Origin of the sequence: Halorubrum salinum (assembly GCF_024494575.1) — an archaeon.
GTDB classification, from domain to species: domain Archaea; phylum Halobacteriota; class Halobacteria; order Halobacteriales; family Haloferacaceae; genus Halorubrum; species Halorubrum salinum.
Map to the genome: position 1 here is coordinate 919,352 of NZ_JANHDO010000001.1, position 24,251 is coordinate 943,602.

The window sequence follows — 24,251 nt, forward strand, 5'->3', positions numbered from 1 at the left end:
GACCCGCTCGCGGCGACACACGTTTAACGGCCGCGTCGGTTGGGTCGGTATGGCACTTCCCGTCGAGATCCTCTTCGGTATCTACCTCGGGGTCATCACGGGGATCGTCCCCGCGCTGGTGGCCGGCGTTCTCGGGTTCATATTCAAGTACGTCACCGACGTGACGATCCCCGGGCTCGGGGTCGTCGTCCTCTCGCTCGCCATCGCCGGCATCAACGGCGGGCTGCTCGCGCTCAACGACGAGACGATCCGCTCGTCGGAGCACGCGCCCGCGTTGCTCACGGCGATCGTCGTCGTCCTGATGATCTCTCTGTACGCCCACGCACAGGGCGACAAGCTCGGGGCCAGCGTCCCGAAGCGGATCTCTCTCAAGCAGCTTCGGGATCGCACCCTCTCTTCGGACGTGATCGAGCTAGTCGGCGGGCGCGGTCGCGTCACGGTCGAAATCACGGGGGAAGTGAACGACATGGAGGGGTACCCCTCGCTCCCGGCCGAGACCCGGCGCGAGATCGTCGAGGGCGAGTGGACGTTCCCCGCCGACCTCCCGCTCGTCGAGTTGGAAGACAGGCTCGCAGAGCGGCTCCAGACGGAGCTTCACCTCGCGGACGTGGCCGTTCGGATCGACGAGCAGGCGCGTGCGACGGTCGCCGCCGCGCCGCCCACCGGCGCGCTCTCGAAGCGGATCCCCGCGGGGAAACGCGCCGTGTCGGTCCCGGCTCTCGTCCCGACCGGGATCGCCCGCGGCGACCTCGTTCGCGTGGTCGCTCCCGACCTCACGGCCGAGGGAACGGTGTTGGCGGCGCGCTCCAGCGGAGCGGTGGACGCGAAGACGTCGGCGAGCGCGACCGCCGCCGCATCGGACGCGGACATCGGAGACGGGAGCGACGACGCGCGGACCGACGGGGGAGAATCGACCGCGGCGACCCCGGCTCCGGTTCCGGCGACCGCGCCGACGACGACCGGCGGGGAGGGTCGCGTGACCGTCGCCGTCGATCGAGCGGTGGCGACGAAGCTCGTGGGTGCCGACCGCGGGCGCGTTCTCGTGCTCTCGCGCGGCACGCGGCGGGAGTACGAACTGACGAGCCTCCTCCGCCGCGCTGGCAAGCGGTTCCGCAAGCTGTCCGTCGTCGCCGACGGCCCGCTCGACGGACACACGATCGGCGAACTCGAGATCCGCGAGACGTACGGCGTGGCCGTCCTCGCGGCGCGGCACGGCTCGTGGACGGTCGCACCGAGCGGGTCGCAGTCGCTGTCGGCCGGTGACGACCTGTTCGTCGTCGGGAGCCGCGACGCCATCGACGGGTTCGGGGAGGTCGCGCGATGATCCGCTCCGTCATCGTGCGGCTCGCAGTCCTCGTCGTCGACGGGCCGGCCATCGAGGTCGGGTTCGCCAGACCGCGACAGGCCGCCGTCGCGCTCGTCACGTTCGCGCTCCTCGCGGCTCTCGTCGCCGGCGCGGCCGCGTTGACGTATCGGTGGTACTTCCGCGACGCGATCCCCGAGGGCGTCGCCGCGCTTCTCGGCGTCGCCGTCGTGGCGCTGTACCTCAACACGACCTCGCTCGGGGCGATAGCAGCCGGAGAGAGCCCGGCGCTCTTCGAGCCGGAGAGCGCGTTCTTCAACGTCGTCGCGCTCGGCAGTGCGGCGGTCACCGCCCCGGTCGGTCGGTACGCGGGCGACCGGCTGGCGGTCGACGTGTTCGCGCTCTCGGGCGCGAGGCAGTTGGACGGCGAACTGAGCGGCGTGGTTCGGGCGGTCGGGCGGTTCACCGCCGTCACGCTGCCGGCGGCGGCCGACATCGATGACATCGACACGTACGACCCCGTCTCACCGGAAAAGAAGGACGAGTTGGCCGAGAAGACGCTGCTTTTCCCGAGGAAACTCCCCGTCGAGGCGCTCCGCGAGCGGCTCGTTTCCCGGATCAAAAGCGAGTACGGCGTCGGATACGTCGACGTCGACGTCGACGCGGACGGGACCGTCGAGTACTTCGCGGTCGGCTCTCGGGCCGCCGGGCTCGGGCCGACGCTCGCTCCCGGGTCGGCCGCGATCGCGATCGCGGCCGACCCGCCGAACAACGCCACGGCCGGCGACACGGTACAGGTGTGGGCGACGGAGCCGGAGCCGAAACGCCTCGCGACGGGGGAGTTACGCGGCGTCGCCGGCGACGCCGTGACGGTCGCGCTCGACGAGTCCGACGCGGAGGCGCTGACCGCGGAGTCGGGCTACCGACTCGTGACGCTCCCTGCGGAGCCGCAGGCCGACCGCGAGTTCGCGTCGCTGCTGCGGAACGCCGACGAGACGATGGCCGCGGTCACCGTCGCGGCCGGGAGCCAGCTCTCCGGCCGCACCGTTGGCGACGTCGAGACGGTCGTCGCCGCGGTCCGACCGGCCGCGGGCACCGTACAGCCGATCCCGCCCCGGTCGTACGCCTTCGACGCCGGAGACACGGTGTACCTCGTCGGCCGTCCGGACGCTCTCCGCCGGATCGAAGCCGACGCGGCCGCGCCCGGCGACGGAAGTGACGGCGATGGCGGTTCCGACACCGACGGCGGAGCCGAGGCGGCCGCATCCGGCGAGGACGGAGCCGCCGGCACGGCCGAAGACGGACGGACCGACGACGTCTCGGAGGGCGGGACGCAACGCTCTTGAGGCGTCCGCACGCGGTGTCCGTATGGAGTGGAAGCTGTTCGCTGACCTCGCGGAGATCGCCGGCGACCGCGTGATCCCGGTGGACGCGACCGCGGGCGACACCGTCGGCGACGCGCTCGACGACTTGCTCGACGCACATCCCGCGCTTCGAGAGCGCGTGATCGAGGACGACGCGGTCGCGGACCACATAAACGTCCTCCGGAACGGTCGGAGCGTCTACCACGACGAGGGGCTCTCGACGACCCTCGACGACGGCGACGAACTCGCGCTCTTTCCCCCCGTCAGCGGCGGCTGCGCCGACTGACGAACCGGTCGTTTCAAACGGTCGCCCGACACATTCTGACCCATGAGCGATAGCGACGCCGAGGGCGACGGGGCGGACGGCAGCGCGGCGGACGACGGCGCGGAGGCCGGCGGAGGCCGCGAGGAGCCGCCCCGCGAGGAGTTCCACGAGGACCCGGTCGGACACACCCGCGCGGCGGCGGGGATGACCGTCGGCGAACTCGTCGACGGGTACGGCGACGCGGGGATCGGCGCGGCGTCGGTCAACGAGGCCGGCGACGTGCTCGCGGAGATGCTCGGCGACGACGACTGCACCGTGTTCTGCTCGCTCGCGGGCGCGATGGTCCCCGCGGGGATGCGTCGGATCGTCGCCGACCTGATCCGCGACGGCTACGTCGACGCGCTGGTGACGACGGGCGCGAACCTCACGCACGACGCCATCGAGGCGATCGGCGGGAAACACCACCACGGACGCACCCACGACCCCGAGAAGACCGCCCGCGAGCACGACGAGGGGCTCCGCGACGAGGGCGTCGACCGCATCTACAACGTCTACCTCCCGCAGGAGCACTTCGCCGCGTTCGAAGGTCACCTGCGCGAGGAGGTGTTCCCGGCGCTGGAGGGAGACGGAGAGGGGGGAAGCGACCCAGTCTCCATCGCCGAGCTCACGCGCGAGCTCGGCCGCGCGAACGCGGCCGTCAACGAGCGCGACGACGTCGACGAGGGACCGGGCGTCGCCGCCGCCGCCTACGAGTGCGACGTGCCGATCTACTGTCCCGCCGTGCAGGACTCCGTGCTCGGTCTGCAGGCGTGGATGTACGCGCAGACTGCCGACTTCACGCTCGACGCGCTCGCCGACATGACCGAGCTGACCGACCTCGCGTTCGAGGCCGACGACGCCGGGTGCCTGCTCGTCGGCGGGGGCGTCCCGAAGAACTTCACGCTGCAGACGATGCTCGTCACGCCGCGGGCGTACGACTACGCGGTCCAGATCACGATGGACCCGGAGGCGACCGGCGGGCTCTCGGGCGCGACGTTAGAGGAGGCCCGCTCGTGGGGGAAACTGGAGAAAGACGCGCGCAACGCCTCCGTGTACGGCGACGCGACGGTGATGCTTCCGATGCTCGTCGCGGCCGCCCGCGAACGGATCGAGTGACTGCCGGTCGCGTCGAAGCCGCGGGGGAAGACACGCCTAGGCCCCGCTCGTGCGGGCGATCGCGTCCCCGATCTCCAGTCCGATCGCCAGCGGTTTTTTCCCCGTTCGGAGCGACCGATGGGTATGAGCGATCCCGAAACCGACGCGTCCGAGACGGGAGACGGCGACCCCGGACCGACCGTCGTCCTCCTCGACGTGTTGCCCAACGGGCGGCCGGACGACGACCGCCCGGCACACCGGAAGTCGCCGGTCGCGTACGGGCTCGGAACGGACGACTTCCGGCTGTACGAGCTCGCTCTGTCGGAATCGGCGGACGCCTCCGTGAGCGATCGGCTCGGTCTCGACGGGCCGGCGGTCGGTCGCTACCGCGAGGTCGAGTTCGACGATATCACGCGGAACGCGGCCGCCGAGATCGAGTACGCGGTAGACGACGTCGTCGACGCCGAGGAGCGCCGGTTCGTCGACTTCTACAACGACGCCGGACCGATCACGCTCCGGCTCCACCGGCTCAACCTCCTGCCCGGGATCGGCAAGAAGCTGCGGAACAACTTGCTCGACGAGCGGAAGCGCGGGCCGTTCGAGACCTTCGAGGAGGTCTCGGAGCGCGTCTCCGGGCTGCATCGTCCCCGAGAGGTGATAGTCGAGCGGATCGTCGAGGAGATCCGCGAGGACGACCTGAAATACCGCACGTTCGTCGGCACCGAGGAGTGAGGCGGTCGGGACCGAGCCGCGACGACGGTCCGAAAACGATTCGCGACGACGCGCCGGAAGCGGCTCGCGACGACGCCCCGAAACGGGACTTTTACCCGGAACGGCGGAGTAACGCGGCTATGACCGACACATCGGCGGGGCCGGAGGCGACGTACGGGGACCGAGACCCCGACGCGCTCGCGCGTCGCGCCGGGGAGCGGGCGAACCCCGACCGCGACCAGCACTTCCTCGTCGACGACCGCGTCCTCGACCGGATCCCCGGGTACCTCCCGGGCGACGCCGACACCGATCACGTACTGGAGATCGGCGGCGGCGCGGGCGCGCTCACCGACCGCCTGCTAGCCCTGATCGCCCGCGGCGGGAGCGACGGCGCAGCGCCCGGGTTCCTCTCGGTGATCGAACGCGACGCGACCTTCGCCGACTTCCTCCGCGAAGAGTTCGCGAGCGCCGTCGACGACGGGCTCCTCGACGTCGTCGAGGGCGACGCGCTCGACGTCGATCTTCCTCCCTTCACCGCCTGCGTCGCCAACCTCCCGTACGGCGTCTCCTCCGAGATCGCCTTCCGGCTGCTCCCCGAAAAGAAGCCGCTCGTCCTGATGTTTCAGGCGGAGTTCGCGGACCGGATGGTCGCGTCGGCGGGCGAGTCGGCGTACGGTCGGCTCTCCGTGTCCGCACAGCACTACGCCGACGTGGAGATAGCAGAGCGCGTCCCGAAGGAGGCGTTCGACCCCCAGCCGGCCGTCGAGAGCGCCGTCGTCCGGTGTACGCCGCGAGACCCCGACTACGCCGTCGGCGACGAGGCGTTCTTCCTCCGGTTCGTGAAGGCGCTTTTCACTCAGCGGCGGAAGACGGTCCGGAACGCGATCCGCAACACCGGCCACATCTCCGGACTGGACGAGCCCGAGGCCGTCGTCGACGCCGCCGAGGAGGACCTGCTCCGACAGCGGCCCGGAAACTTGGAGCCGGCGGCGTTCGCGGCGCTGGCGGAACTGGCCCGTGAACACGGGTCGCCGACGGAGGCGTGAGGACGGATGACGGTCGGCACCTCCGGACTCGCGACCGACCCGCAGAGCGTCCTCGCGGGCAACGTCGAGCGGCTCGCGGTGTCTGCGCTGATCGTCGCCGTCGTGCTCGCCGCGCGGTACCTCACCCGGCGGCTGAAGCGGCGTGACGACGAGCTGTCGTCGACCCGTCGCCTGCTGTTGTCGACGAGCGTCGCCGCCGTCACGGCCGCCGGTGCGATCGCGCTGATCGGGGTGTGGAACCGGAGCGGGGCGCTCCTCGAAGCCGTCCGGTCGGCGGCGATCGCAGACCAGCTGTCGAACGTCGTGCTCGCGGTCGTGCTCCTCGCCATCGCGTACGCGGTCACGGACTTCCTCGGCGGCGTCATCCGCGAGGTCGCGGCCGAGAGCGCGTCGATCTCCGACCATCAGCAGGAGGTGATCCTCCGGCTCACGCAGCTTTCGGTGTACACGGCCGCGCTGCTCGTGGTCGTCGGGCTGTTCACCGACAACGTCGGCGGGCTCCTCGTCGGCGCGGGCTTTCTCGGGATCGTGGTCGGGATGGCGGCCAGACAGACCCTCGGAGCGGTGTTGGCCGGATTCGTGCTGATGTTCTCTCGACCGTTCGAGGTCGGCGACTGGGTCGAGGTCGGCGACCACGAGGGCACGGTCACCGAGATATCCATCATGAGCACCCGGCTCCGCTCGTTCGACGGCGAGGTGATCACGCTGCCGAACGACGACGTGCGCGCCGGATCGATCGTCGACCGGTCGCGGCGGAACCGCCTGCGGATCGAGATCGAGGTCGGCGTCGACTACGACACCGATATCGACCGGGCGTCGGAGATAGTCGAGAATGCGGTCGCAGGCGTGGAGGACGTCGCCGAGATGCCGGAGCCGAACGCCGTGACGAAGCGCTTCGCCGACTCCGCGGTCGTCCTCGGACTCCGTTACTGGATCCGCAACCCGAGCATGCGGAAGCGCTGGCGCACGCAGACCGCGGCGATGAGCGCCATGAAGTCCGCCCTAGAGGAGGCGGGAATCGTGATCCCCTTCCCGCAGCAGACGCTATCCGCGCGCGCCGAGGGCGCGACTGGGCCCCAGCTCGACGCCTCGGTCGAGGGGCGCGCGGCGGTGCGGGACGGCGACGGTGCGAGTGACGCGGGCGGCACGGCCGAGGGCGACGGTGCGAGTGACGCGGACAACGACGGGACCGACAACTCGGGCGACGCGGCCGACGACGGGGGATCCGACCGGTGACCGACCTCGCCGAGCGGCGCGGGCTCGACGACGCCGCCGTCTACCAGCCGGCCGAGGACTCCGGGCTGCTCGCGGAGGCGGCGCTCGCGGAGGCGAAGGGCCGCGTATTAGAGGTGGGGACCGGGTCTGGATGGGTCGCGGCGCAGATCGCAGACGAGCACGACCGCGACGTGATCGGCAGCGACCTCAACCCCCACGCGGCGCGGCAGGCCCGCGACCGGGGCGTCGAGGCCGTCGTCGCCGACCTCCTCTCGCCGTTTCAGCCCGAGGCGTTCGACACGGTGTGTTTCAATCCGCCGTACCTCCCGACTGACCCGGACAACGAGTGGGACGACTGGATGGAACACGCGCTCTCGGGCGGTGAGTCCGGGCGAGAGCTCATCGAGCCGTTCCTCGACGACGTGGGGCGCGTGCTCGCGCCGGACGGCGTCGTTCTCCTCTTGGTCTCCTCGCTGACCGGCTACGACGAGGTGCTCTCGCTGGTCGAGGAGGCGGGATTCGAGCACGCCGTCGCAGTCGAGGAGTCGTTCCCCTTCGAGACGCTCACCGTGCTCGCGCTCCGCCGCCCGTAGAATTACCATTAAACATAAATCGCATTAGCAAATATTATACGGCGGCATATCGAACCGACGATGATGACCGAACGAGTCGCGGCCACGCCGGGGTTGTATCCGCTCCCGGACTGGGCGAAAGAGACGCTTTCGGACCTCAAAGGCCACCAGAAGGGTGACCTGTTGAGCGGCGACGAGAGCGAGGCGATAGTCGAGCAGTACGACGAGGTTCGCGCGGAGTACGTCGACGACCAGTTGGACGCCGGCCTCGACCTGATCTCGGAGGGGCAAGGTCGCTGGGACGACATGATCGCGCACCCGCTGACGGTCCACGACGGCGTCGAGACCGGCGGGATCGTCCGGTACTACGACAACAACAACTTCTACCGCGACCCGCGCGTGGTCGACGACCTCGGCTTCTCCGGTGACGTCGCCCGCGAACTGGAGTCGGCACGGGATCTGGTCGCCGGCGGCGCGGCCGACGCATCGCTCGCGGCGACGCTCCCCGGCCCGTACTCGCTCGCCGCGCTCGCGACCGACGAACACTACGGCGACGAGGCCGAGTTCCAGGCCGCGATCGCCGAGTTCCTCGCCGACGAGGTGGAGGCGTTCCCCGCCCACGACACGCTGTTCCTCCTCGAACCGTCGCTGGTGACGGAGCCGCCCGCTGAGGGCGACGAGTCGACCGCGACGGACGCGATCGCGACGGTCGCCGACGCGACCGACGCCGACGTCGTCGTCCAGACGTACTACGGCGCGCTCGGCGAGAAGCTGTACGCGCACCTCGTCGACGAGGCGGGCGCGGACGCGCTCGGGCTCGATCTGGTCGCCGGTGACCGCGACGACACCGTCTACAACGTCCAGGAGTTCGGCTCGACCGACTCGCTGTCGCTCGGGCTCGTCGACGGGCAGAACACGCTCGTCGAGGAGGCCGAGACGATCGCGGAACGCGTCGAGTGGTTCGAGTCGCAGATCCCGGCCGAAGGATTCGACCGGACGTACCTGACGCCGAACACCGAGCTGTTCTACCTGCCAGCCAACAAGTACCGCGAGAAGCTTTCCGCCCTCGCCGCCGCCGCTGAGGTGCTCGAATAATGGCCCGAAACCCGTCTGCAAACCGCGAACAGTTCCGCCCGAACGACCACCCGAACGACGCGTTCCTCCTCTCGACCGTCGTCGGCTCGTACCCGAAGCCCAAGTGGCTGAACCGCGCGGACGAGCTCGTCTCCGACCCCGACTCGAAGTTCGACGAGTCGGACCTCGCGGAGGCACACGACGACGCCTGTCGGCTCATCACCCACGAGCACGAGCGCTCCGGGCTCGACACGGTCGTCGACGGCGAGATGCGCCGCAACGAGATGGTCGAGTTCTTCGCCGACCGCATCGACGGCTACGAGTTCAACGGTCCCGTGAAGGTGTGGGGCCACAACTACTTCGACAAGCCGTCGGTCGTCGAGGAGGTCGAGTACGACGAGCCGTGGCTCGTCGACGAGTTCGAGTTCACCTCGAACGTCGCCGAGAAACCGGTGAAAGTCCCGATCACGGGGCCGTACACCCTCGGCTTCTGGGCGTTCAACGAGGCGTACCCGTCCACCGAGGACCTCGTCTACGACCTTGCGGACCTCGTGAACGAGGAGGTCGAGAAGCTCGTCGAGGCCGGCGCGCGCTACATCCAGATCGACGAGCCCGCGCTGGCGACGACGCCCGAAGACCACGCCATCGTGGGCGAGGCGCTCGAACGCATCGTCTCGGGCATCGACGAGGAGGTCCGGATCGGCCTCCACGTCTGTTACGGCGATTACTCGCGTATCTATCCCGAGATCAACGACTACCCGATCGACGAGTTCGACGTGGAGCTGTGTAACGGCGACTTCGAGCAGATTCCGACGTTCACCGACCCCGAGTTCGAGCCCGACCTCGCGCTCGGCGTCGTCGACGCCCACACCGCCGAAATCGAGCCCGTCGAGGAGATCAAAGCGAACATCCGGCAGGGCCTCCGCGTCGTCCCGCCAGAGAAGCTCACCATCTCGCCCGACTGCGGACTGAAGCTTCTCCCCCGCGAGATCGCCTACGGCAAGACCGAGAACATGGTCACCGCGGTCCGCGAGGTCGAAGCCGAGATCGACGCCGGCGAGATCGATCTCGACAATCCGCTCGCAGACGACTGAGGCGGCGACTCGCTCGCGGCCGTCGACCGCGCCCCGCCGAGAGCGCTCTCGGCGACCGCGGGGATCGTGACACCATTTATACAAGCCCCTAGACCGCATCGCCGCTATGGACATCGGAATCACCGTCGGCGACGACCTCGACCGGCTCGCTGCGTCGTCCGATCGGTTCGACTTCTGTGAACTCGGACTCGGCGAGCCGACCCTCGTACCGGAGGATGCGGATCCGGACCGGGTCGCCGACGCGCTCTGCGGCCGCGACCTGTGCGTTCACCTGCCGTACAGTCAGCGGCTCGCGAGCTACGCGCCCGAGATCAACGACGCGATAGTCGCGTACCAGCGGCGGCTCTTGGACGGGGCCGGTGACCTCGGCGCGTCGAAGGCCGTCCTCCACGCCACGTCCGCCGACCGCGACGACGTGGAATTCCGCGAGGTCGCCGCCGATCAGCTCCGCCGCGTCGCCGACGCCGGCCGCGACGCCGGCGTCGAGGTCGTCGTCGAGAACGTCGGCCACCAGCACGAGGGGCTCCAGTTGTCCGTGCTCGCGGAGATCGCCGAGGACGCCGACGTACCGATCTGTTTCGACGTCGGCCACGCCTACATGGAGGGCGGGAACAAGGCGATCGAGCGGTTCCTCCGCCGCCACGGCGACCGCGTCTCGCACCTCCACTGCCACGACGTGCGCCGCCGCGGCGACACCCACCTTCCGGTCGGCGCGGGCGAGGTCGACTACGGCCTCGTCGAGACGCATCTCCCGGAGTTCGACGGCACCGTCGCGCTGGAGGTGTTCACCGACGACGAGACGCTCCTTCTCGACTCCGCAGAGCGCGTCGCGACCCGGCTCGGCGCGGAGTTTTAACCCCGCTGACCCCGGCGGTGAGTCCGAATTAGTCCGCCCCGCTCTCGCCCTCGCCCTCGCCGGTCTCTTCGCGATCGGTCCCGGAACCGTGGCCGTCACCAGTGTCCTCGTCGCCCGCGTCGTCGGCTCCCTCCTCGTCGCCCGTGTCGGAGGCGTCTTCCTCGCCGACCCGCCGCTTGATCGACTCCAGTTCGGACTCCACGTCGACCTCGGGGCTCGTCGATACGTCTTCGGCCGCGTCGCGGCTGTCTGCGTCTTCACCCTCGGCGTCCGGGTCGGTCACGTCGATCTGGACCGCGCCGTCGGTGTCGCTCTCGGCGTCGTCTCCGCGTCGGTTCCCGTCGCTCGGCGATGCCCTCTCCGCGTCGGCGGCGCGTCGAGTCTCGTCGATCCGCGATTCGATCTCCGCGGTGAGGTCGCGCGCGTCGGCGACGATCGACTTCGAGGCCGCGTCCTCGGGGAGATCCACCTCCGAGAGCGCCGTCCGTAGCTCCGCGAGCGACCGCGAGAGCCCGGCGGTCGCCCCGTCGCGTACAGTAGCGAGGCGGTCGCCGGCCGACGCCGCCCCCTCGGCGACGCTTCGCTCCGGATCGGCCAGCCGCAGGGTTCCCTGAAGCAGTTCCAGAGAGGTGATAGTCGTCTCCAGCAGGGCGATGATCGTCGGGATGGTGTACTGTTCGGTGAACCGCACGAGTTCGGACAGCCGGGGGGGACGCGGCGCTCCCGGTGGTCCGCGCCGGTCGCGCTCGGTTTCGCGGAGGTCTCGACGGAGGTCCGACAGGACGTCCTCAAGCTCGTCGAGCCGGTCTTCGAGGTCGTCGTCTCGGCGGTCGCGGGCACTCATACCCGCTCGTAGGCGGCGAATGACCAAAAACCCCGGCTGGGCGCGGAGCGCGGTCGGACGCGTATATAACCTTGCGCCGTGGCCGCGCTCTGTGCGCACGACCGCACGATCACTATACGAGCGAGGCCGCTACCGGCTGTCGTAATGGCAAACGCAGCGATAGTCGTCTTGGCTGGTACGGAAGGTCACGAGAGTCTCGGCCGCGTCGTGAACGCGCTTCAGGCCGCGACGGAGTTCGCCGAGAACGACGAGGACGAACTCGAACTGATATTCGACGGCGCGGGAACGACGTGGATCCCGGAACTGGAAGACGAGTCTCACGACTACCACGCCCTCTATCGGTCGCTCCGCGACGAGGTGTCCGTCTGTGACTACTGTTCCGGCGCGTTCGGCGTCGAAGACGCCGTCGACGACGCCGGCGTGTCGACGCTCGACGACCACGACGGCCACCCGAGCATTCGAGACTTGGTCGACGAGGACTACGAGGTCATCACCTTCTGAGCGACCCGCCTGACGCTGACGGCCGCCGGGATCAGTCGAAGCGACCCCGCCGGTACTGCACCGGCCACTCGACGTCCGCGCCGAGTTCGTGAGCCGCTTCGAGCGTCCAGTACGGGTGTCGGAGCAGCTCCCGACCGAGCGCGACGAGGTCGGCTCGGTCGTTTCGCACCAAGGCGTCGGCGTGGGTCGGCTCGGTTACCCCTCCGACCGCGGCCACTGGTACGTCCGTCTCCTCGCGGATCGCCTCTGCGTAGGGGACTTGGTAGCCCGGACCGGTGTTCGGCAACTGCTGGGCCGGGTGAATCCCGCCGCCGGAGACGTCGATGAGGTCCGCCCCCGCGTCGGCGAGCAGCGGTGCCAGTCGGACCGAGTCGTCGACGTCCCACGAGTCGCGCTCGTCGAGCCAGTCCGTCGCGGAGATCCGGACGAATACGGGCTTGTCGTCGGGCCAAACGTCGCGGACGGCAGAGACGACCTCCCGGACCAGTCGGGCTCGGTTCTCGAAGCTCCCGCCGTACGCGTCGGCGCGGTCGTTGGTGACCGGCGAGAGGAACTGGTGGAGGAGATACCCGTGTGCGGCGTGGATCTCGGCGATCTCGAAGCCGGCGTCGAGCGACCGCGACGCGGCGTCGGCGAACGCGTCGACCACGTCGGGGATCTCGTCTGTCGAGAGACGTCGGGTCGCGGCCGGTCCGTTCGACTCGCTCCGGTCACCGTCCGGGTACGGGTCGTCGGTCGCGGAGACGGTCTCCCAGCCGTCCGCGTCGTCGGCCGGGATCGGCGTTCCTCCCTCCGAAGGCGGGCGGTGTGACGCTTTTCGGCCGGCGTGTGCCAACTGGATCCCCGGGGTCGCTCCCTGCGAGCGGACGAACTCGACCGTCGGCGCGAGCGCTTCGGCGTGCTCGTCGGACCAGATCCCGAGACAGCCCGGCGTGATCCGGCCCCGCTCCTCGACGGCGGTCGCCTCGGTCATCACGACGCCCGCTCCGCCGACCGCGCGGCTCCCGAGGTGGACCCGGTGCCAGTCGTTCGCGAACCCGCCGTCCGCGGAGTATTGGCACATCGGAGACATCATCACGCGGTTCCGGAACTCGGTTTCGCGCAGCGAAAACGGCGTGAAAAGCGACTGCGTCATGTCCGACCGAACGGTCAGCGTCGGGTAATATGCTCCGATCACACCGGCGGATGGCTGCTTTCGAAGGAAATAGAACCCGTGTCGGCACGCGCCGTCCCCGTCTTGAGACGTCGCTTCCTCCCTCTTTAGGCCGACCGAAACCTATATCTCCGGGGGTCGCTGACAGACTGCCAATGAGTACCGGAGATCGGATCGGGCGCAGCGGCGACGGGCCGGCTGACGAGCGACCGGCCGTCGCGGCGAGCCGCTCGTCTCCCGACAGGACCGTCTTCACAGAGCAGGGAAACACCGACGCGTGGATCGCGACCGACCTGACGGTCGAACTCGAACGCTGACGGAACGCGGCGATGAGAACTGACATCCGGCCGGCTTCGCTCGCCGCTGCGCCTTTCTGAGTTCGAGCTCTCGGTGATCGCTCTCACCGCGTTCGAGAAATGAACCGGCCGAGATTCCCGTGACCGAAGCGAACGGGAGTACGGGCGGTGCGCGACCGTAGGGAGTGCACCGGCCGAGATTTGAACTAGGGAAAGACGGTCGGCTCGCTTCGCTCGCCGCTACGCCTTTCTGAGTTCAAACTCTCGGTGATTTCTCTCACCACGTTCGAGAAATGAACCGGCCGAGATTCCCGTGACCGAAGCGAACGGGAGTACGGGCGGTGCGCGACCGTAGGGAGTGCACCGGCCGAGATTTGAACTCGGGTTGCAACCATGGCAAGGTTGCGTGATACCACTACACTACCGGTGCGTGCTTCGCATCTACCGATTGGCCGGTGTGTTACTTAAACCTGTCACATTCGACCGACGGCACGCAGTCACCGGCCACAGAGTGACGTCTCGTCGCCCGGTTCGGCGGTCAGTCTCCGCGGCTCGCGGCGATCTCCTCGCGGTGCGTGGCGACGAGGTCGGCGAAGGCCGCCGCCTCCGCGCGCTCCTGCGTTCCGTCTTCCCGGCGGTCGCGCATGCGGCGCTTGATCGTTCGCAGCGCGTCCGGCTTGCCGGAGGCGATCTCGGTGGCGACCGCGCGAGGGTCGTCGACGACGCGGGAGACGAGCCCGGCCTGACGCGCCTCCTCGGCGTCGAGGACGCGTCCGGACAGGGCGAACTCCAGCGCGTCACCCTCACGCATCACTCGGGGGAGCCGGACGGTCCCGCCCCACGCACCGAACAGCCCGAACGAGACTCCCGGTTCGCCGAAGGTCGCGTCCGGGGTCGCGACGCGGACGTCCGACGCCAGTGCCATCTCGACCCCGCCGCCCCGAGCGGCTCCGTCGATACCGCAGACGACGACGGTGTCGGCGTCTGCGAGCGCCGACGCCGTCCGCTGGCCGCGACGCGCGAACTCGCTCGGGTCGTCCAGCGCGGCGACGGCGTCGAGATCGGCCCCGGCACAGAAGGCGCTGCCCGCTCCCCGGAGGTACGTCACCGGCGTCTCGGCGTCGGCGACGGCGACTCGGAGTTCGTCGAGATCGTCCGGCCGTAACGCGTTTCGGCTGTCGGGACGGTCGAGCGTTACGGTGCGGATGTCGTCGTCGTCTCGGACGCGGATCATGACCTCTCGTCTCGTTCGTTTCCAAAGGTCTTTGCCCCTCGCTCGACTACCGTACGGTGATGGACGATGCCTCGCGAGCGCGTGACGCAGCCCGCGAAGCGCTCGCGGACGTCGAGCCTGACCAGCTTCGCGAGGCCCTCGAAGACCGGATCCTCGACGCCGCCGTGACACCCGGAGTGCTGGCGCTTATCACCGCTCGTGCGATCGATCCCGACGTCGTCCTCGACGACGTCCTCGACCGCGCCGCCGGCGTCCAGCTCATCTACGAGGGACTCCGTCTCACTCGCGCGGTAGCGCACGAGGAGCCGTGGGTGACCGAACCGACACGGTCGTCGGACATCGACGCAGACATGGACGTTCTCACCGCCGACGTGCTCGTCTCGCGAGGGTTCTCGCTTCTGGCCTGCACCGACGCGGCGGGCGCGGCCGTGGAAGTCGTGCGCGCGTTCGGCCGCGACCAGACGCTCAGAGACCGCGAGGGGACGGACCCGGCGGCCGCGACCGCGCTCGATCGGAATCTGGAGGTCGACGCCCTCGAACTCGCCGTCGTCGCCGGCACTACCGCCGTCGGCGGCGAGACGCCCGAAGAGCTGCTGGCGTACGCTCGGGAGCTGGCAGCCGACTACGACGGCGAGTTTCCCCCGCCGGGACGCGCGCTCCCCGAGGCGACCGCGGACCGAATCGCCGACATCTCCGACCGTACGGTGAGCGCGACGGACCGGTGAGTCCGTGACGTATCCCCGTCGGTCTACGTCCGGGTTCAGATCCGGGGACGCGTCGCCGACGGATCGAAACCCCTAAAGTCGAATCGAAGCAACGACTGATTGCGCGCCTGGGTAGCTTAGCGGTAAAGCGCGTCCTTGGTAAGGACGAGAGCCCGGGTTCAAATCCCGGCCTAGGCTCTTTCTGCCGTACACTCCTCGTACATACACTTTTCCGGCTGCGCTCGTCTGAACGAAATCCGTTCAAGATTCGCTCGCTACCAGAACCTATTCGGTCCTGTGGGTCCTCCGCAGAGCTAACTCGTGACACGCGACGCCGGCCCGACGCCGCCCTCCGAACGGATCGTCAGCCTCGACGCGCTCAGAGGGTTCGCCCTGCTCGGGATCTTCCTCATCAACGTCTGGGTGTTCGCGATGCCGGAGTCGACGCTTCTCAACCCGAACATCTACGCCGATTCGGCCGTCTACGGCGAGTTCTCCGGCGCGAACTACTGGGCGTGGTTCGCCGGCCACGTGTTCGCCCAGTCGAAGTTCATCACGCTCTTCTCGGCGCTCTTCGGCGCGGGCGTCCTGCTTTTCATCGAGAGCAAAGCCGAAAAGGGCCAAGACGCGGTGCGGCTCCACTACCGTCGGACGGCGATCCTCATCGCGATCGGACTCGCGCACGCGTACCTCCTCTGGTACGGCGACATCCTCGTCGCGTACGGCCTCACCGGGCTGTTCGTGGTCACGCTGCGCGACTGGGACGCGAAACAGCTCGCCGGGCTTGCCGCGGTGTTTCTCGCCTTTGTCCCCGCGCTAGAGCTGTTCGCCGCCGTCACCGTGGGCGGCGAGGCGATCGCCGGCCAGTGGACGCCGCCCGAGGCTGCGCTCCGTCAGGAGGTGGCCACGTACCGGAGCGGCTGGATCGAACAGATGAGCCACCGCGTCTCCTCCTCGTTCCAGCGACAGACCACCGGCTTCATCGGGTCGAGCTTCTGGCGGATCGGAGGCGTCATGCTGCTCGGCATGGCGCTGTACCGGAACGGCGTGTTGACCGGCGAGCGCTCCGATCGGCTCTACCGGCTGCTCGTCGCCGGCGGCGGCGTCGGCGTCGCGCTCGTCATCGCCGGCGTCGCCTACATCGAGGCCAACGGGTGGAGCGCCGGAGCGGCGCTGTACTGGCGACAGTTCAACTACGTCGGGAGCCTCCTCCTCGCCGGCGGCTACCTCGGCGCCGTCACGCTCTACACCCGACGACGACCAGACGGTCCGGTGACGAACGCGCTCGCCGCGGTCGGTCGGACCGCGTTCACGAACTACCTGCTCCAGACCGTGATCGCGACCACCGTCTTCTACGGACACGGTCTCGGGCTGTTCGGGTCCGTGAACCGCGTCGAGCAGTACGCGCTGGTCCTCGTCGTGTGGGCGGTCCAGATCGCGCTCTCGGTGCTCTGGCTGCGCCGCTACCGCTTCGGCCCCGTCGAGTGGGTCTGGCGGACGCTCACCTACGGCGAGACGCAGCCGATGCGGAAGTCGGGGTAGGTCCTCGACGGCGAGGGCGTGCGTACCGCGGCGACCGCGGTCACCACACCGGCGCGAGAAGCAGTGCGACGGTGAGCGAAATGAAGAGCAGTTTCAACGCGGTGTTGACGGCGATCACTTTCGTGCCGAACTCGGCACCCCAGATCCCGTACTGGAAGGGGATCGACCGCCGGAACGTCGAGACGGCAAAGGAGAGGATTCCGCCGATGAGAAGCGTCGCCACGGCGGTTCGAGTCGTGAACGTCCCCGGCTCCGTCCCGGCGATGGTCACGGCACCGGCGGTCGTATCGAGCGTGTAGACGGCGATGACGGGAACGGCCTCGCCGGGGAGTCCGAGCACCCCGGTGATCGGCTCGGCGACGCTCGTCAGCGAGTCGACGTCGTAGTTGGTGACCAATCCGATCACGACGACGTACACGACCGCGAGCCGCGGGACGATCCGCCGGAGGGTCGACCACGACTTCTCCGCGGCGTCGCGGACGCGCTCGCGGGGCCCGCGGTCGTCGTCTTCGGGTCCGCCGGCGTCGACGTCCGCGAGGGCGGCGCGGTCCACGTTGCGCTCGGAGAGGAACAGCCCGCCCAACGCCACGCCCGTGATCGTGATCGCGAGGGCGATCCCGGCGCGCGCGGAGACGTACACCACGCCCACCTCGGTGCCGAGGATCGGGATCATCACGGGGACGTAGTAGGTGAACACGTGCTGGACGAACCCGAAGAACGTGTTGATGACCACGGCGACGAGCGTCGCCCGGTCGTCGAGCAGCCCCGACTCCCGGTACTCGGCGAGCGTCGCGTAGCCGGCCGTCGTCGACGCCGCGGTCGTCAGTATCGCCGTGCCGACCTCGTTCGGGAGGTTAGCGGGCCGGGTGAGCCACCCCGCGAGCCCGGCGACGTAGCGGACGAGTCCGAACGCGACCGCGACGTTCGCGGCGAAGACGCCGGCCGCGATGAACGCCGAGATCCGCGCCAGCCGCGGGGCGACCTCGGCGAGGAGCGAGAGGAGTTCGGCGACGACCGGTTGCACGGGTGTGTCCACGCGACCGGCGGTCAAATGGCCATCGGAACGGTCGGTCGCCGCGACTCCCGCGCGGGCGGCGTCGGCCGTCCGGCTCGCCGCGAACCGGGGCTCGCACGCCGGAGACGCCGCCCGCGCGGGGCTTATGAGTCCCCCCGCCGAATCGGCTCCCAATGGCACCCGCGGAAGACGACATCTCGATCGAAGAAAAGCGCGTGTACGCCGGGAACGCCGGGCGAACCGACGCGTATGTCGCTACGGAGACCGGGATCGTGAGAGTCGCGTTCTCGGCCGACAAGGTCGGCGCGTTCGACATGGTGACGCGCGATCCCGCTCGCGACGCCGCCGTCCTCCCTCGCGAGGCCGCGCCCTCCCTCCTCGGTGTCGCGTCTCCCGACGGGCTCCGCGTCTCCCCCGTCGGCGACGAGATCGACCCCGTCGGTGTCACCGACGAGCCAGCGGTCGCGATCGGCGTCGACGGAGGAACGATCGGCGACGGCGCGAGCGCCGGTGGCGACGCGTTCTACGTCGCCACAGCGGACGGGAGTGTCGACCGCGTCGCGGTCGAGACAACGGCGGATACGGACGCGGCGGACGACGGGTCACTCCCCGCGTTCACTGTAACGTCGACGCGGATCGGCGAGGTCGCCGAGCCGCGTGCGGTCGACGGTCCGCTCGTCGCGGCCGCGGACGGGGTCCATCGCATCACGGCCGACTCCGCCGCCGACTCTGGGTGGTCGCTCGCGTCGGTCGGGCTCGACGACGCGCACGACGTGGCGGGCGCGGGGATGCCGCTCGCAGCGACCGCGACCGGCCTCTACTGGCTCGGCAACGGCTGGATGACGGCGCGGGCCGGCGACGCGTCGGCCGTCGCGGCCGACGGCGACGGCCACGCGACGGCGGTCGTCGACGGCGACCTGCTCGTCCGAGACGACCGAAACAACTCCGACACCGGCGACGGCTGGGGCCCCGACGCGTGGCGCGAGTCGGAGCTTCCGGTCGACGAGGTGGCGGTCGCGCTCGGGTACGGTCCGGGCGTCGCAGTGGCGGTCACGGCGGCCGGCACGCTCTGTGTCGACGCGGGCGACGGCTGGCGACATCAGGTCATCGGAGTCCGCGACGTGACGGGCGTCGCGCTCGCGGAGCGGCAGTGACCGAGTCGCGCTCGCGGGCGGGGTTCCCGATGCGACACGCGCGTGTCGTGGCAGCGAACCGATCGACCGATCACGCCGTCGGCAGGTCGATCTCGTCGCCGTCGGCGTAGACGGTCGGGTCGCGGAGTATCCCGTCGAGGTGGATCGGCGCGTCGGTTTCCCCGCCGATCCCCGCGTTGTCGCCGATCGCGATGTGGACGGTGCCGGCCGCCTTCTCGTCTAAGAGGACGGAGCCGACCAGTTCCTCCACGCCGACGTTGGTCCCGATCCCGAGTTCGGCGAGCGTGTAGGCGGCGTCGCCGACGGACCCCGCCGCGGTCTCGACCTCGGCTCTGACCGCGTCGTCGTCGATGGCCGTGACGCGGCCGTCGTCGACCTCGAACCGCAGCGTCTGGCCCGCGTCGAGCAGACCGTGTGGCATCATCGTCCCGTCGACGACGAACGTCCCGGTCGCCGTCTCGGGGGCGACGAACACCTCACCGGCCGGGAGGTTCGAGAAGTCGCCCGGCTCGCGGACCGATCCGGTGTCCGCGAGCCACTCGCGGTCGTCGATCCCGACGGTGATGTCGGTGCCAGCCGGCGAGGTGACGCGGACCTCCGCGGCGTCGCCGACCTGCGCCAGCATCTCGTCGCAGGCGGCGTCGATCGCGTCGTAGTCGGCGTCGAGTCCGGTCGTGAACACGTCCTCTGTGATTCCGGGGAGCGTCGCGCCGCGCGAGCCGGCGTCGCACGCCGCGCCCCGAGCGCGGGTGTGGCTCAGGCTCTTCGTGGTCGGCGCGAGGAACGCGTCGCTCTCGGCCATCGCGGCCGCGACCGGTGCTGGCGGCTCGGTCCCGTGTTGCTCGGCGGGCGGATATCGGAGGATCGTCGCGTCGTCGGTGACGGCCGCCGCGGCCGCGTACAGCGCCTCGCCGATCGCCTCGCGCCGGTCGTCCGTGACCACGACGACGGACTCGCCTGCTTCGACGTTCAGACACTGTTCGACGGCCGTCTCCGCAGCCGGTTTGAGATCCGCTGGCATGCGTCCGGCTCGGTGACCGTCGGCGTTAGTCCTTGCCATCGGACGGCGGGGTCGCCGGTGCGCGTGCCTACGCGTTCTCCTTCAGGTACGCCCCGATGAGGCCGCCGAGCGCGCTCAACGCGACGGTGAAGCCGACGCCGATCGCGACGACGACGAACACGAGGACGAAGCCGCCGACGGCGACGCCGATATCACCGGTTAGCGGGAGGAAGACGAGCGCGGCGACGAGAATCACGGCCACGGGAAGCGAGGCGATCAGCCCGGAGAGCGCGCCGATCCGAATCCCGTCGCTGCTCTCGCCGCCTTCGAGGTACGCCGCGAGCGCACCGCCGATCACGGGCGAGACGCCGAGAAACGAGAGGCCGATCGTCGCGACCGCGCCGATGACCGCGTTGAGGAGGGTGTTGTCGGTGTTCACGTCCCTTCGGTCTCGCGGCGGCGACATACGCTTTGCGGGACGGCGAGTGGCGAAATGGAGAGCGGCGCGGGCGGAGAGTGTGCGGGACGGCGAGTGGAAGAATGGCGCTGTTCTGGACGGGGCGGTGCGGGACACGGGGACGCGGAACGACAGAGATCGGCCGCCTGCGACGGCGCGCCGAGGACACGCGAGTCGTGTGTCGCCGTAACACACTTAAGACCGGGCTCTGTACGGACACTCAGTGGCATCCCGACAGGGCGGGTCGGGGGACGCGGAGCCCCTCGGGCCCGGATCGACGGATCGTCGGACCGCTTCCACGGCCGCTCCCGCGGCTCCCGACACGCGACGGGACGACTCGGGAGCGCGCTCCCGGCCGGGCGTACCTCCTCGGCGTCGGTCTCGCTCTCAGCCGTATCCTGATCGCTCTCGCTCCTCGGGAGCGACCGAGACGCGGAGAGACGCGGTCGCCAGAACGCCCGAGGACCCGCCGCTGCGGGACCCGGGCCTGTACGCGCTGACGGATCACTTCCGCGAACGGCTCGAACAGCCGGGCCGGTACGTGTCGACGCGAACCGTGAGCGACGCGATCCGCCGCGGACAGCTCCGGTGGAACCGCACCGACGGCTGGCGGTTCGCGCTGGTCGACGGCGGGATCCGATTCGTCGTGGTCGTGGGCGATACCGAGACGAACTCGCCGGTCGTCGTCACCGGCTGGACCGAGGTGGCGGACCGCGAGGACGCCCTCGACGCCGCACGGTGGGACGCGGTCGACGTCGACACCATCGCCGTGCGGGCCGCGCTGAGCGAGTCCGCGTCGACGCCCATCCCCGACCGGATCCGGCCGCGCGTCGTGACACGCCCCTTCGTGGTGGGCGATCACCGACTCGAAACCGCCCCCGGCGAACCGTTCGTCCGCTGTACCGCCTGCGGTTGCCGATTCCGCTCGAAGGAGGCGATCACGTCTCGTCGGTGTCGGGATCGGGAGGCGGGGCGGTAGGCGGCGAGCGCCGCCGGCCGCACGCGCCTGACCCGTGTCGTGCTCCGGTCGGTGACGCTACCCATTTCCGCCTCGCGACCGAAGCGACGGCGATGACCGACGATTCCGGCGACGACGCCGGCGACGAGTCTACCGACGACGCCCCCTCTGAGAACGCGGATCCCGACGCTGACACGGATCCCTCAGACGACGCGGCCGTCCCCGCCGCTGCCGACCTCTCGCTCGCTCGTTTTCACGAGGCGCTCGAAGCCGAGGAGCGACCCGTCGCGACCGCGAGCGAGGTCGCGAGACGGCTGGGAACCACCCAGGCGGCCGCCCGCGACGCGCTCGCCGCGCTCGTCGACCGCGGAGACGTCGACCGGATCGACGTGGAGTCGGACCCGGTCGTCTTCTACCCGTCCGACTGGGGGCGATTGGCGACCCGCGAGCGCGTGGTGGCGTTCCCGGACCGGCGCGAGATCGTCGTCGACCGGCCGACGCAGTTCACCCGCGCTCGGCTCTCGCAGTTCGCGTACCTGGTCGACACGACGGGCACCGAGCCCGGCACCCGCGGGTACCTCTACCGGATCCGACAGGAGGACGTCTGGGCCGCGCCGTTCGAGGACGCCGACGCGCTGATAGCGAGCCTCCGCTCCGTGCTCCCCCGGCGGTACGAGCACCTCGAAGCGTGGGTCCGAGACCAGTGGCGGCGCGCGCACCGCTTCCGGCTGTACACCCACGAGGACGGCTACGTCGTGCTCGAAGCCGCGAGCGAGAACCTGATGGGGAACGTCGCCGACCAGCACCTCGACGACGACCACCTCCGCGCGCCGATCTCCGAGACCGAGGCGTGGGTGAACGAGTCGGCCGTCGCCGCGGTCAAGCGCACGCTCTACGACGCCGGCTATCCGGTCGAGGACGACCGCGACTTAGAGACCGGCGACCCCGTCGACGTCGACCTCACGACCGACCTCAGAGAGTATCAGGAGACGTGGGTCGAGACGTTCCTCGAACGCAAGTCGGGGGTGTACGTCGGGCCGCCGGGGTCGGGCAAGACCGTCGCCGCCATCGCGACGATCGCTGCCGTCGGCGGCGAGACGCTGATACTGGTGCCATCTCGCGAACTGGCGAGCCAGTGGCGCGAGGAGCTTCTGGCACACTCCACGGTCGACCCCGAAGACGTCGGCGTGTACCACGGCGGGACGAAGGAGATCCGGCCGATCACGATCGCGACCTACCAGATAGCCGGTATGGACCGCCATCGGAGCCTGTTCGACTCCCGGAAGTGGGGGCTGATCTGCTTCGACGAGGCACACCACATCACCGCGCCGGTGTTCTCGCGGTCGGCCGAGCTCCAGAGCAAACATCGCCTCGGGCTGTCGGCGACTCCGGTTCGTGAATCCGGCTCCGAAGAGGAGATTTACACCCTGATCGGCCAGCCGATCGGCGCGGACTGGGACGCCCTGTTCGACGCCGGCTTCGTGCAGGAGCCCGAAGTCGAGATCCGGTACGTCCCGTGGCGCGACGAGTTCGCACAAAACGAGTACGCCGCCGCCGACGGTCGCGAGCGCCGCCGAGCCGCAGCCGAGAACCCGGCGAAGGTCGACGAGATCCGATCGCTGCTCGCGACCCACCGCGGCGCGAACGCCCTCGTCTTCGTCGAGTACCTCGATCAGGGCGAGGCGATCGCCGACGCGCTCGACGCGCCGTTCGTCAGCGGCGAGACGCCCCACCACGAACGGCGAGCGCTGTTCCGGCGGTTCCGCGCGGACGGTGACGACGCCGACGCCGATCCGAGCGGTGCGGACGCCGACGCCGGGACGGACGGGGAGAGCGCCGACACCGGGACGGGCGGGGAGAGCGCCGACCTCGACGTCCTCGTCGTCTCCCGCGTCGGCGACGAGGGCATCGACCTTCCGAACGCCGGACTGGCGATCGTCGCGAGCGGGCTCGGCGGGTCCCGCCGACAGGGGTCACAGCGCGCCGGTCGGACCATGCGCCCCTCCGGCTCGGCGCTCGTCTACGTCCTCGCGACCCGCGGGTCGAGCGAGGAGGAGTTCGCCCAGCGACAGATGCGGCACCTCGCGCGCAAAGGCGTCCGCGTGCGAGAGACGAACGTCGCGGAGTGACGAACCGCGCCGGTGCCCGACCTCGCGCGTGGCGCGTGGACGCCGCCGCAGGTGCGTTTCACATCGCTGCAACGAACTCTTTATGTCCGGGCGAACGACGTGTCGTATGCGCAATCCGTGGGTTCACGACGACGTTCCCGACGCGGCCGGTAGCGGATACGACGGCAACGTCCGGCTCCTCGCGGGCGTCGTCTGGGGGGTGCTCGCGGTCGCGGTGGGCGGGTTCGTGCTCCTCTCGGCCGGCGGCGTCGTCGACGTCGGGACCGGGGGTGCCGAGCTACAGACGGCGGTCACGGCCGTCGTCGCGGGCGTCGCGTTCGTGCTTCTCGTTCCGCTACTGTTGAAGCTCCTCACTGTCTCGCGGCTGCTGGCGACGGTCGCGTTCGTCGCGTCGACGGCAGCGCTGGGTCGGTTCGTGTGGGAGCGCGAGGCGGGACGGATCGAACGGCTCGCGGCGACCAGCGACGCGCTCGCCGGCTCGGATGCGGTCGGCGGCTCGGCCGCGAGCGGCGCTTCCGCGGCGGCGACCGAACGGCTCGTCGACGCCCTCGACGTGCTGTTCGGACTGATCGGCGTCGTGTGAACGCCGGCGGGGATCGGTAGTTCCACTGTGGATCCGCGCGCTTTTTG

Annotated in this window: 25 protein-coding genes and 2 tRNA genes; 20 read left to right on the forward strand and 7 right to left on the reverse strand. The window is 69.9% G+C overall.

The features are described from left to right. The first annotated feature begins 49 nt into the window (after positions 1-49). From NO930_RS04960 to NO930_RS05010, 11 genes are all read left to right on the forward strand, one after another. Positions 50-1,324 carry a potassium channel family protein gene (locus tag NO930_RS04960; RefSeq protein ID WP_256402690.1) on the forward strand — a complete coding sequence of 425 codons (1,275 nt, stop codon included), beginning with the start codon at positions 50-52 and terminating at the stop codon, positions 1,322-1,324. Next, positions 1,321-2,649, forward strand: coding sequence for a cation:proton antiporter regulatory subunit (locus NO930_RS04965; protein ID WP_256402691.1), 1,329 nt, complete (start codon positions 1,321-1,323; stop codon positions 2,647-2,649). Before NO930_RS04960 ends, NO930_RS04965 begins: the two co-directional genes overlap by 4 nt. Before the next feature lie 22 nt (positions 2,650-2,671). Beyond that, positions 2,672-2,953 (forward strand): ubiquitin-like small modifier protein 1, encoded by a 282-nt coding sequence (locus NO930_RS04970; protein WP_256402692.1) that lies wholly within the window; start codon positions 2,672-2,674, stop codon positions 2,951-2,953. A gap of 42 nt (positions 2,954-2,995) precedes the next feature. Further along, on the forward strand, positions 2,996-4,087 hold the full coding sequence (locus NO930_RS04975; protein WP_256402693.1) for a deoxyhypusine synthase: 1,092 nt from the start codon (positions 2,996-2,998) through the stop codon (positions 4,085-4,087). A gap of 123 nt (positions 4,088-4,210) precedes the next feature. After that, positions 4,211-4,798, forward strand: coding sequence for a DUF655 domain-containing protein (locus NO930_RS04980; protein WP_137784068.1), 588 nt, complete (start codon positions 4,211-4,213; stop codon positions 4,796-4,798). A 119-nt stretch (positions 4,799-4,917) separates the two neighbouring features. Next, positions 4,918-5,823 carry a 16S ribosomal RNA methyltransferase A gene (locus tag NO930_RS04985; RefSeq protein WP_256402694.1) on the forward strand — a complete coding sequence of 302 codons (906 nt, stop codon included), beginning with the start codon at positions 4,918-4,920 and terminating at the stop codon, positions 5,821-5,823. 6 nt (positions 5,824-5,829) lie between these two features. After that, positions 5,830-7,059 carry a mechanosensitive ion channel family protein gene (locus tag NO930_RS04990; protein ID WP_256402695.1) on the forward strand — a complete coding sequence of 410 codons (1,230 nt, stop codon included), beginning with the start codon at positions 5,830-5,832 and terminating at the stop codon, positions 7,057-7,059. Then, on the forward strand, positions 7,047-7,631 hold the full coding sequence (locus NO930_RS04995) for a HemK2/MTQ2 family protein methyltransferase (RefSeq protein WP_425601440.1): 585 nt from the start codon (positions 7,047-7,049) through the stop codon (positions 7,629-7,631). Before NO930_RS04990 ends, NO930_RS04995 begins: the two co-directional genes overlap by 13 nt. Positions 7,632-7,694: 63 nt before the next feature. Next, positions 7,695-8,705 (forward strand): 5-methyltetrahydropteroyltriglutamate--homocysteine methyltransferase, encoded by a 1,011-nt coding sequence (locus NO930_RS05000; protein WP_256402696.1) that lies wholly within the window; start codon positions 7,695-7,697, stop codon positions 8,703-8,705. After that, on the forward strand, positions 8,705-9,778 hold the full coding sequence (locus NO930_RS05005; RefSeq protein WP_256402697.1) for a methionine synthase: 1,074 nt from the start codon (positions 8,705-8,707) through the stop codon (positions 9,776-9,778). The genes NO930_RS05000 and NO930_RS05005 overlap by 1 nt, the downstream gene beginning before the upstream one ends. Before the next feature lie 106 nt (positions 9,779-9,884). Further along, complete coding sequence (locus tag NO930_RS05010; protein ID WP_256402698.1) at positions 9,885-10,634, forward strand: sugar phosphate isomerase/epimerase family protein; 750 nt, start codon at positions 9,885-9,887, stop codon at positions 10,632-10,634. 28 nt (positions 10,635-10,662) lie between these two features. Here NO930_RS05010 and NO930_RS05015 read toward each other — a convergent pair whose 3' ends face one another. Then, positions 10,663-11,478, reverse strand: a complete 816-nt coding sequence (locus tag NO930_RS05015) for a DUF7547 family protein (RefSeq protein ID WP_256402699.1) — start codon at positions 11,476-11,478, stop codon at positions 10,663-10,665. Positions 11,479-11,622: 144 nt separating this feature from the next. On the opposite strand from NO930_RS05015, the gene NO930_RS05020 reads away from it, so the two are divergent. Further along, a complete protein-coding gene (locus NO930_RS05020; RefSeq protein WP_256402700.1) occupies positions 11,623-11,979 on the forward strand; it encodes a DsrE family protein in 357 nt (118 codons plus the stop codon). Between the two features lie 31 nt (positions 11,980-12,010). Here the strand turns inward: NO930_RS05020 and NO930_RS05025 are convergent, their stop codons facing one another. Then, complete coding sequence (locus NO930_RS05025; RefSeq protein WP_256402701.1) at positions 12,011-13,114, reverse strand: NADH:flavin oxidoreductase/NADH oxidase; 1,104 nt, start codon at positions 13,112-13,114, stop codon at positions 12,011-12,013. A 173-nt stretch (positions 13,115-13,287) separates the two neighbouring features. Here NO930_RS05025 and NO930_RS05030 point away from each other — a divergent pair, with 173 nt between their 5' ends. Next, positions 13,288-13,449 carry a hypothetical protein gene (locus NO930_RS05030; protein ID WP_199242290.1) on the forward strand — a complete coding sequence of 54 codons (162 nt, stop codon included), beginning with the start codon at positions 13,288-13,290 and terminating at the stop codon, positions 13,447-13,449. A 338-nt stretch (positions 13,450-13,787) separates the two neighbouring features. On the opposite strand, the gene NO930_RS05035 is transcribed toward NO930_RS05030, so the two are convergent. After that, positions 13,788-13,858 (reverse strand) — tRNA-Gly (locus NO930_RS05035). Positions 13,859-13,966: 108 nt separating this feature from the next. Beyond that, positions 13,967-14,662 carry an enoyl-CoA hydratase/isomerase family protein gene (locus NO930_RS05040; RefSeq protein WP_256402702.1) on the reverse strand — a complete coding sequence of 232 codons (696 nt, stop codon included), beginning with the start codon at positions 14,660-14,662 and terminating at the stop codon, positions 13,967-13,969. 59 nt (positions 14,663-14,721) lie between these two features. Between NO930_RS05040 and NO930_RS05045 the strand changes: the two genes are divergently transcribed. The 3 genes from NO930_RS05045 (at position 14,722) to NO930_RS05055 (ending at position 16,908) form a co-directional block, all read left to right on the forward strand. Further along, a complete protein-coding gene (locus NO930_RS05045; RefSeq protein ID WP_137784378.1) occupies positions 14,722-15,387 on the forward strand; it encodes a DUF7114 family protein in 666 nt (221 codons plus the stop codon). Between the two features lie 105 nt (positions 15,388-15,492). After that, positions 15,493-15,564, forward strand: a tRNA-Thr gene (locus tag NO930_RS05050). A 123-nt stretch (positions 15,565-15,687) separates the two neighbouring features. Further along, a complete protein-coding gene (locus NO930_RS05055) occupies positions 15,688-16,908 on the forward strand; it encodes a DUF418 domain-containing protein (protein ID WP_137784182.1) in 1,221 nt (406 codons plus the stop codon). Positions 16,909-16,948: 40 nt separating this feature from the next. Here NO930_RS05055 and NO930_RS05060 read toward each other — a convergent pair whose 3' ends face one another. Then, complete coding sequence (locus NO930_RS05060; protein WP_137784181.1) at positions 16,949-17,932, reverse strand: nucleoside recognition protein; 984 nt, start codon at positions 17,930-17,932, stop codon at positions 16,949-16,951. 164 nt (positions 17,933-18,096) lie between these two features. On the opposite strand from NO930_RS05060, the gene NO930_RS05065 reads away from it, so the two are divergent. Next, on the forward strand, positions 18,097-19,077 hold the full coding sequence (locus NO930_RS05065; RefSeq protein ID WP_256402703.1) for an HVO_0234 family beta-propeller protein: 981 nt from the start codon (positions 18,097-18,099) through the stop codon (positions 19,075-19,077). A 70-nt stretch (positions 19,078-19,147) separates the two neighbouring features. Here the strand turns inward: NO930_RS05065 and NO930_RS05070 are convergent, their stop codons facing one another. Together NO930_RS05070 and NO930_RS05075 are read right to left on the reverse strand one after the other, a co-directional pair. After that, positions 19,148-20,098, reverse strand: coding sequence for an aminopeptidase (locus tag NO930_RS05070; RefSeq protein WP_256402704.1), 951 nt, complete (start codon positions 20,096-20,098; stop codon positions 19,148-19,150). Positions 20,099-20,165: 67 nt separating this feature from the next. Then, complete coding sequence (locus tag NO930_RS05075) at positions 20,166-20,516, reverse strand: DUF5518 domain-containing protein (protein ID WP_137784958.1); 351 nt, start codon at positions 20,514-20,516, stop codon at positions 20,166-20,168. A 241-nt stretch (positions 20,517-20,757) separates the two neighbouring features. On the opposite strand from NO930_RS05075, the gene NO930_RS14060 reads away from it, so the two are divergent. From NO930_RS14060 to NO930_RS05090, 3 genes are all read left to right on the forward strand, one after another. After that, entirely contained in the window at positions 20,758-21,513 is a 756-nt protein-coding gene (locus NO930_RS14060; RefSeq protein WP_321169336.1) for a hypothetical protein, read from the forward strand. A gap of 92 nt (positions 21,514-21,605) precedes the next feature. Further along, the gene (locus tag NO930_RS05085; protein ID WP_256402705.1) at positions 21,606-23,621 is read left to right on the forward strand and encodes a DEAD/DEAH box helicase; all 2,016 of its coding nucleotides are present in this window, start codon (positions 21,606-21,608) and stop codon (positions 23,619-23,621) included. Positions 23,622-23,727: 106 nt separating this feature from the next. After that, a complete protein-coding gene (locus NO930_RS05090; protein WP_256402706.1) occupies positions 23,728-24,204 on the forward strand; it encodes a hypothetical protein in 477 nt (158 codons plus the stop codon). Positions 24,205-24,251 lie beyond the last annotated feature (47 nt).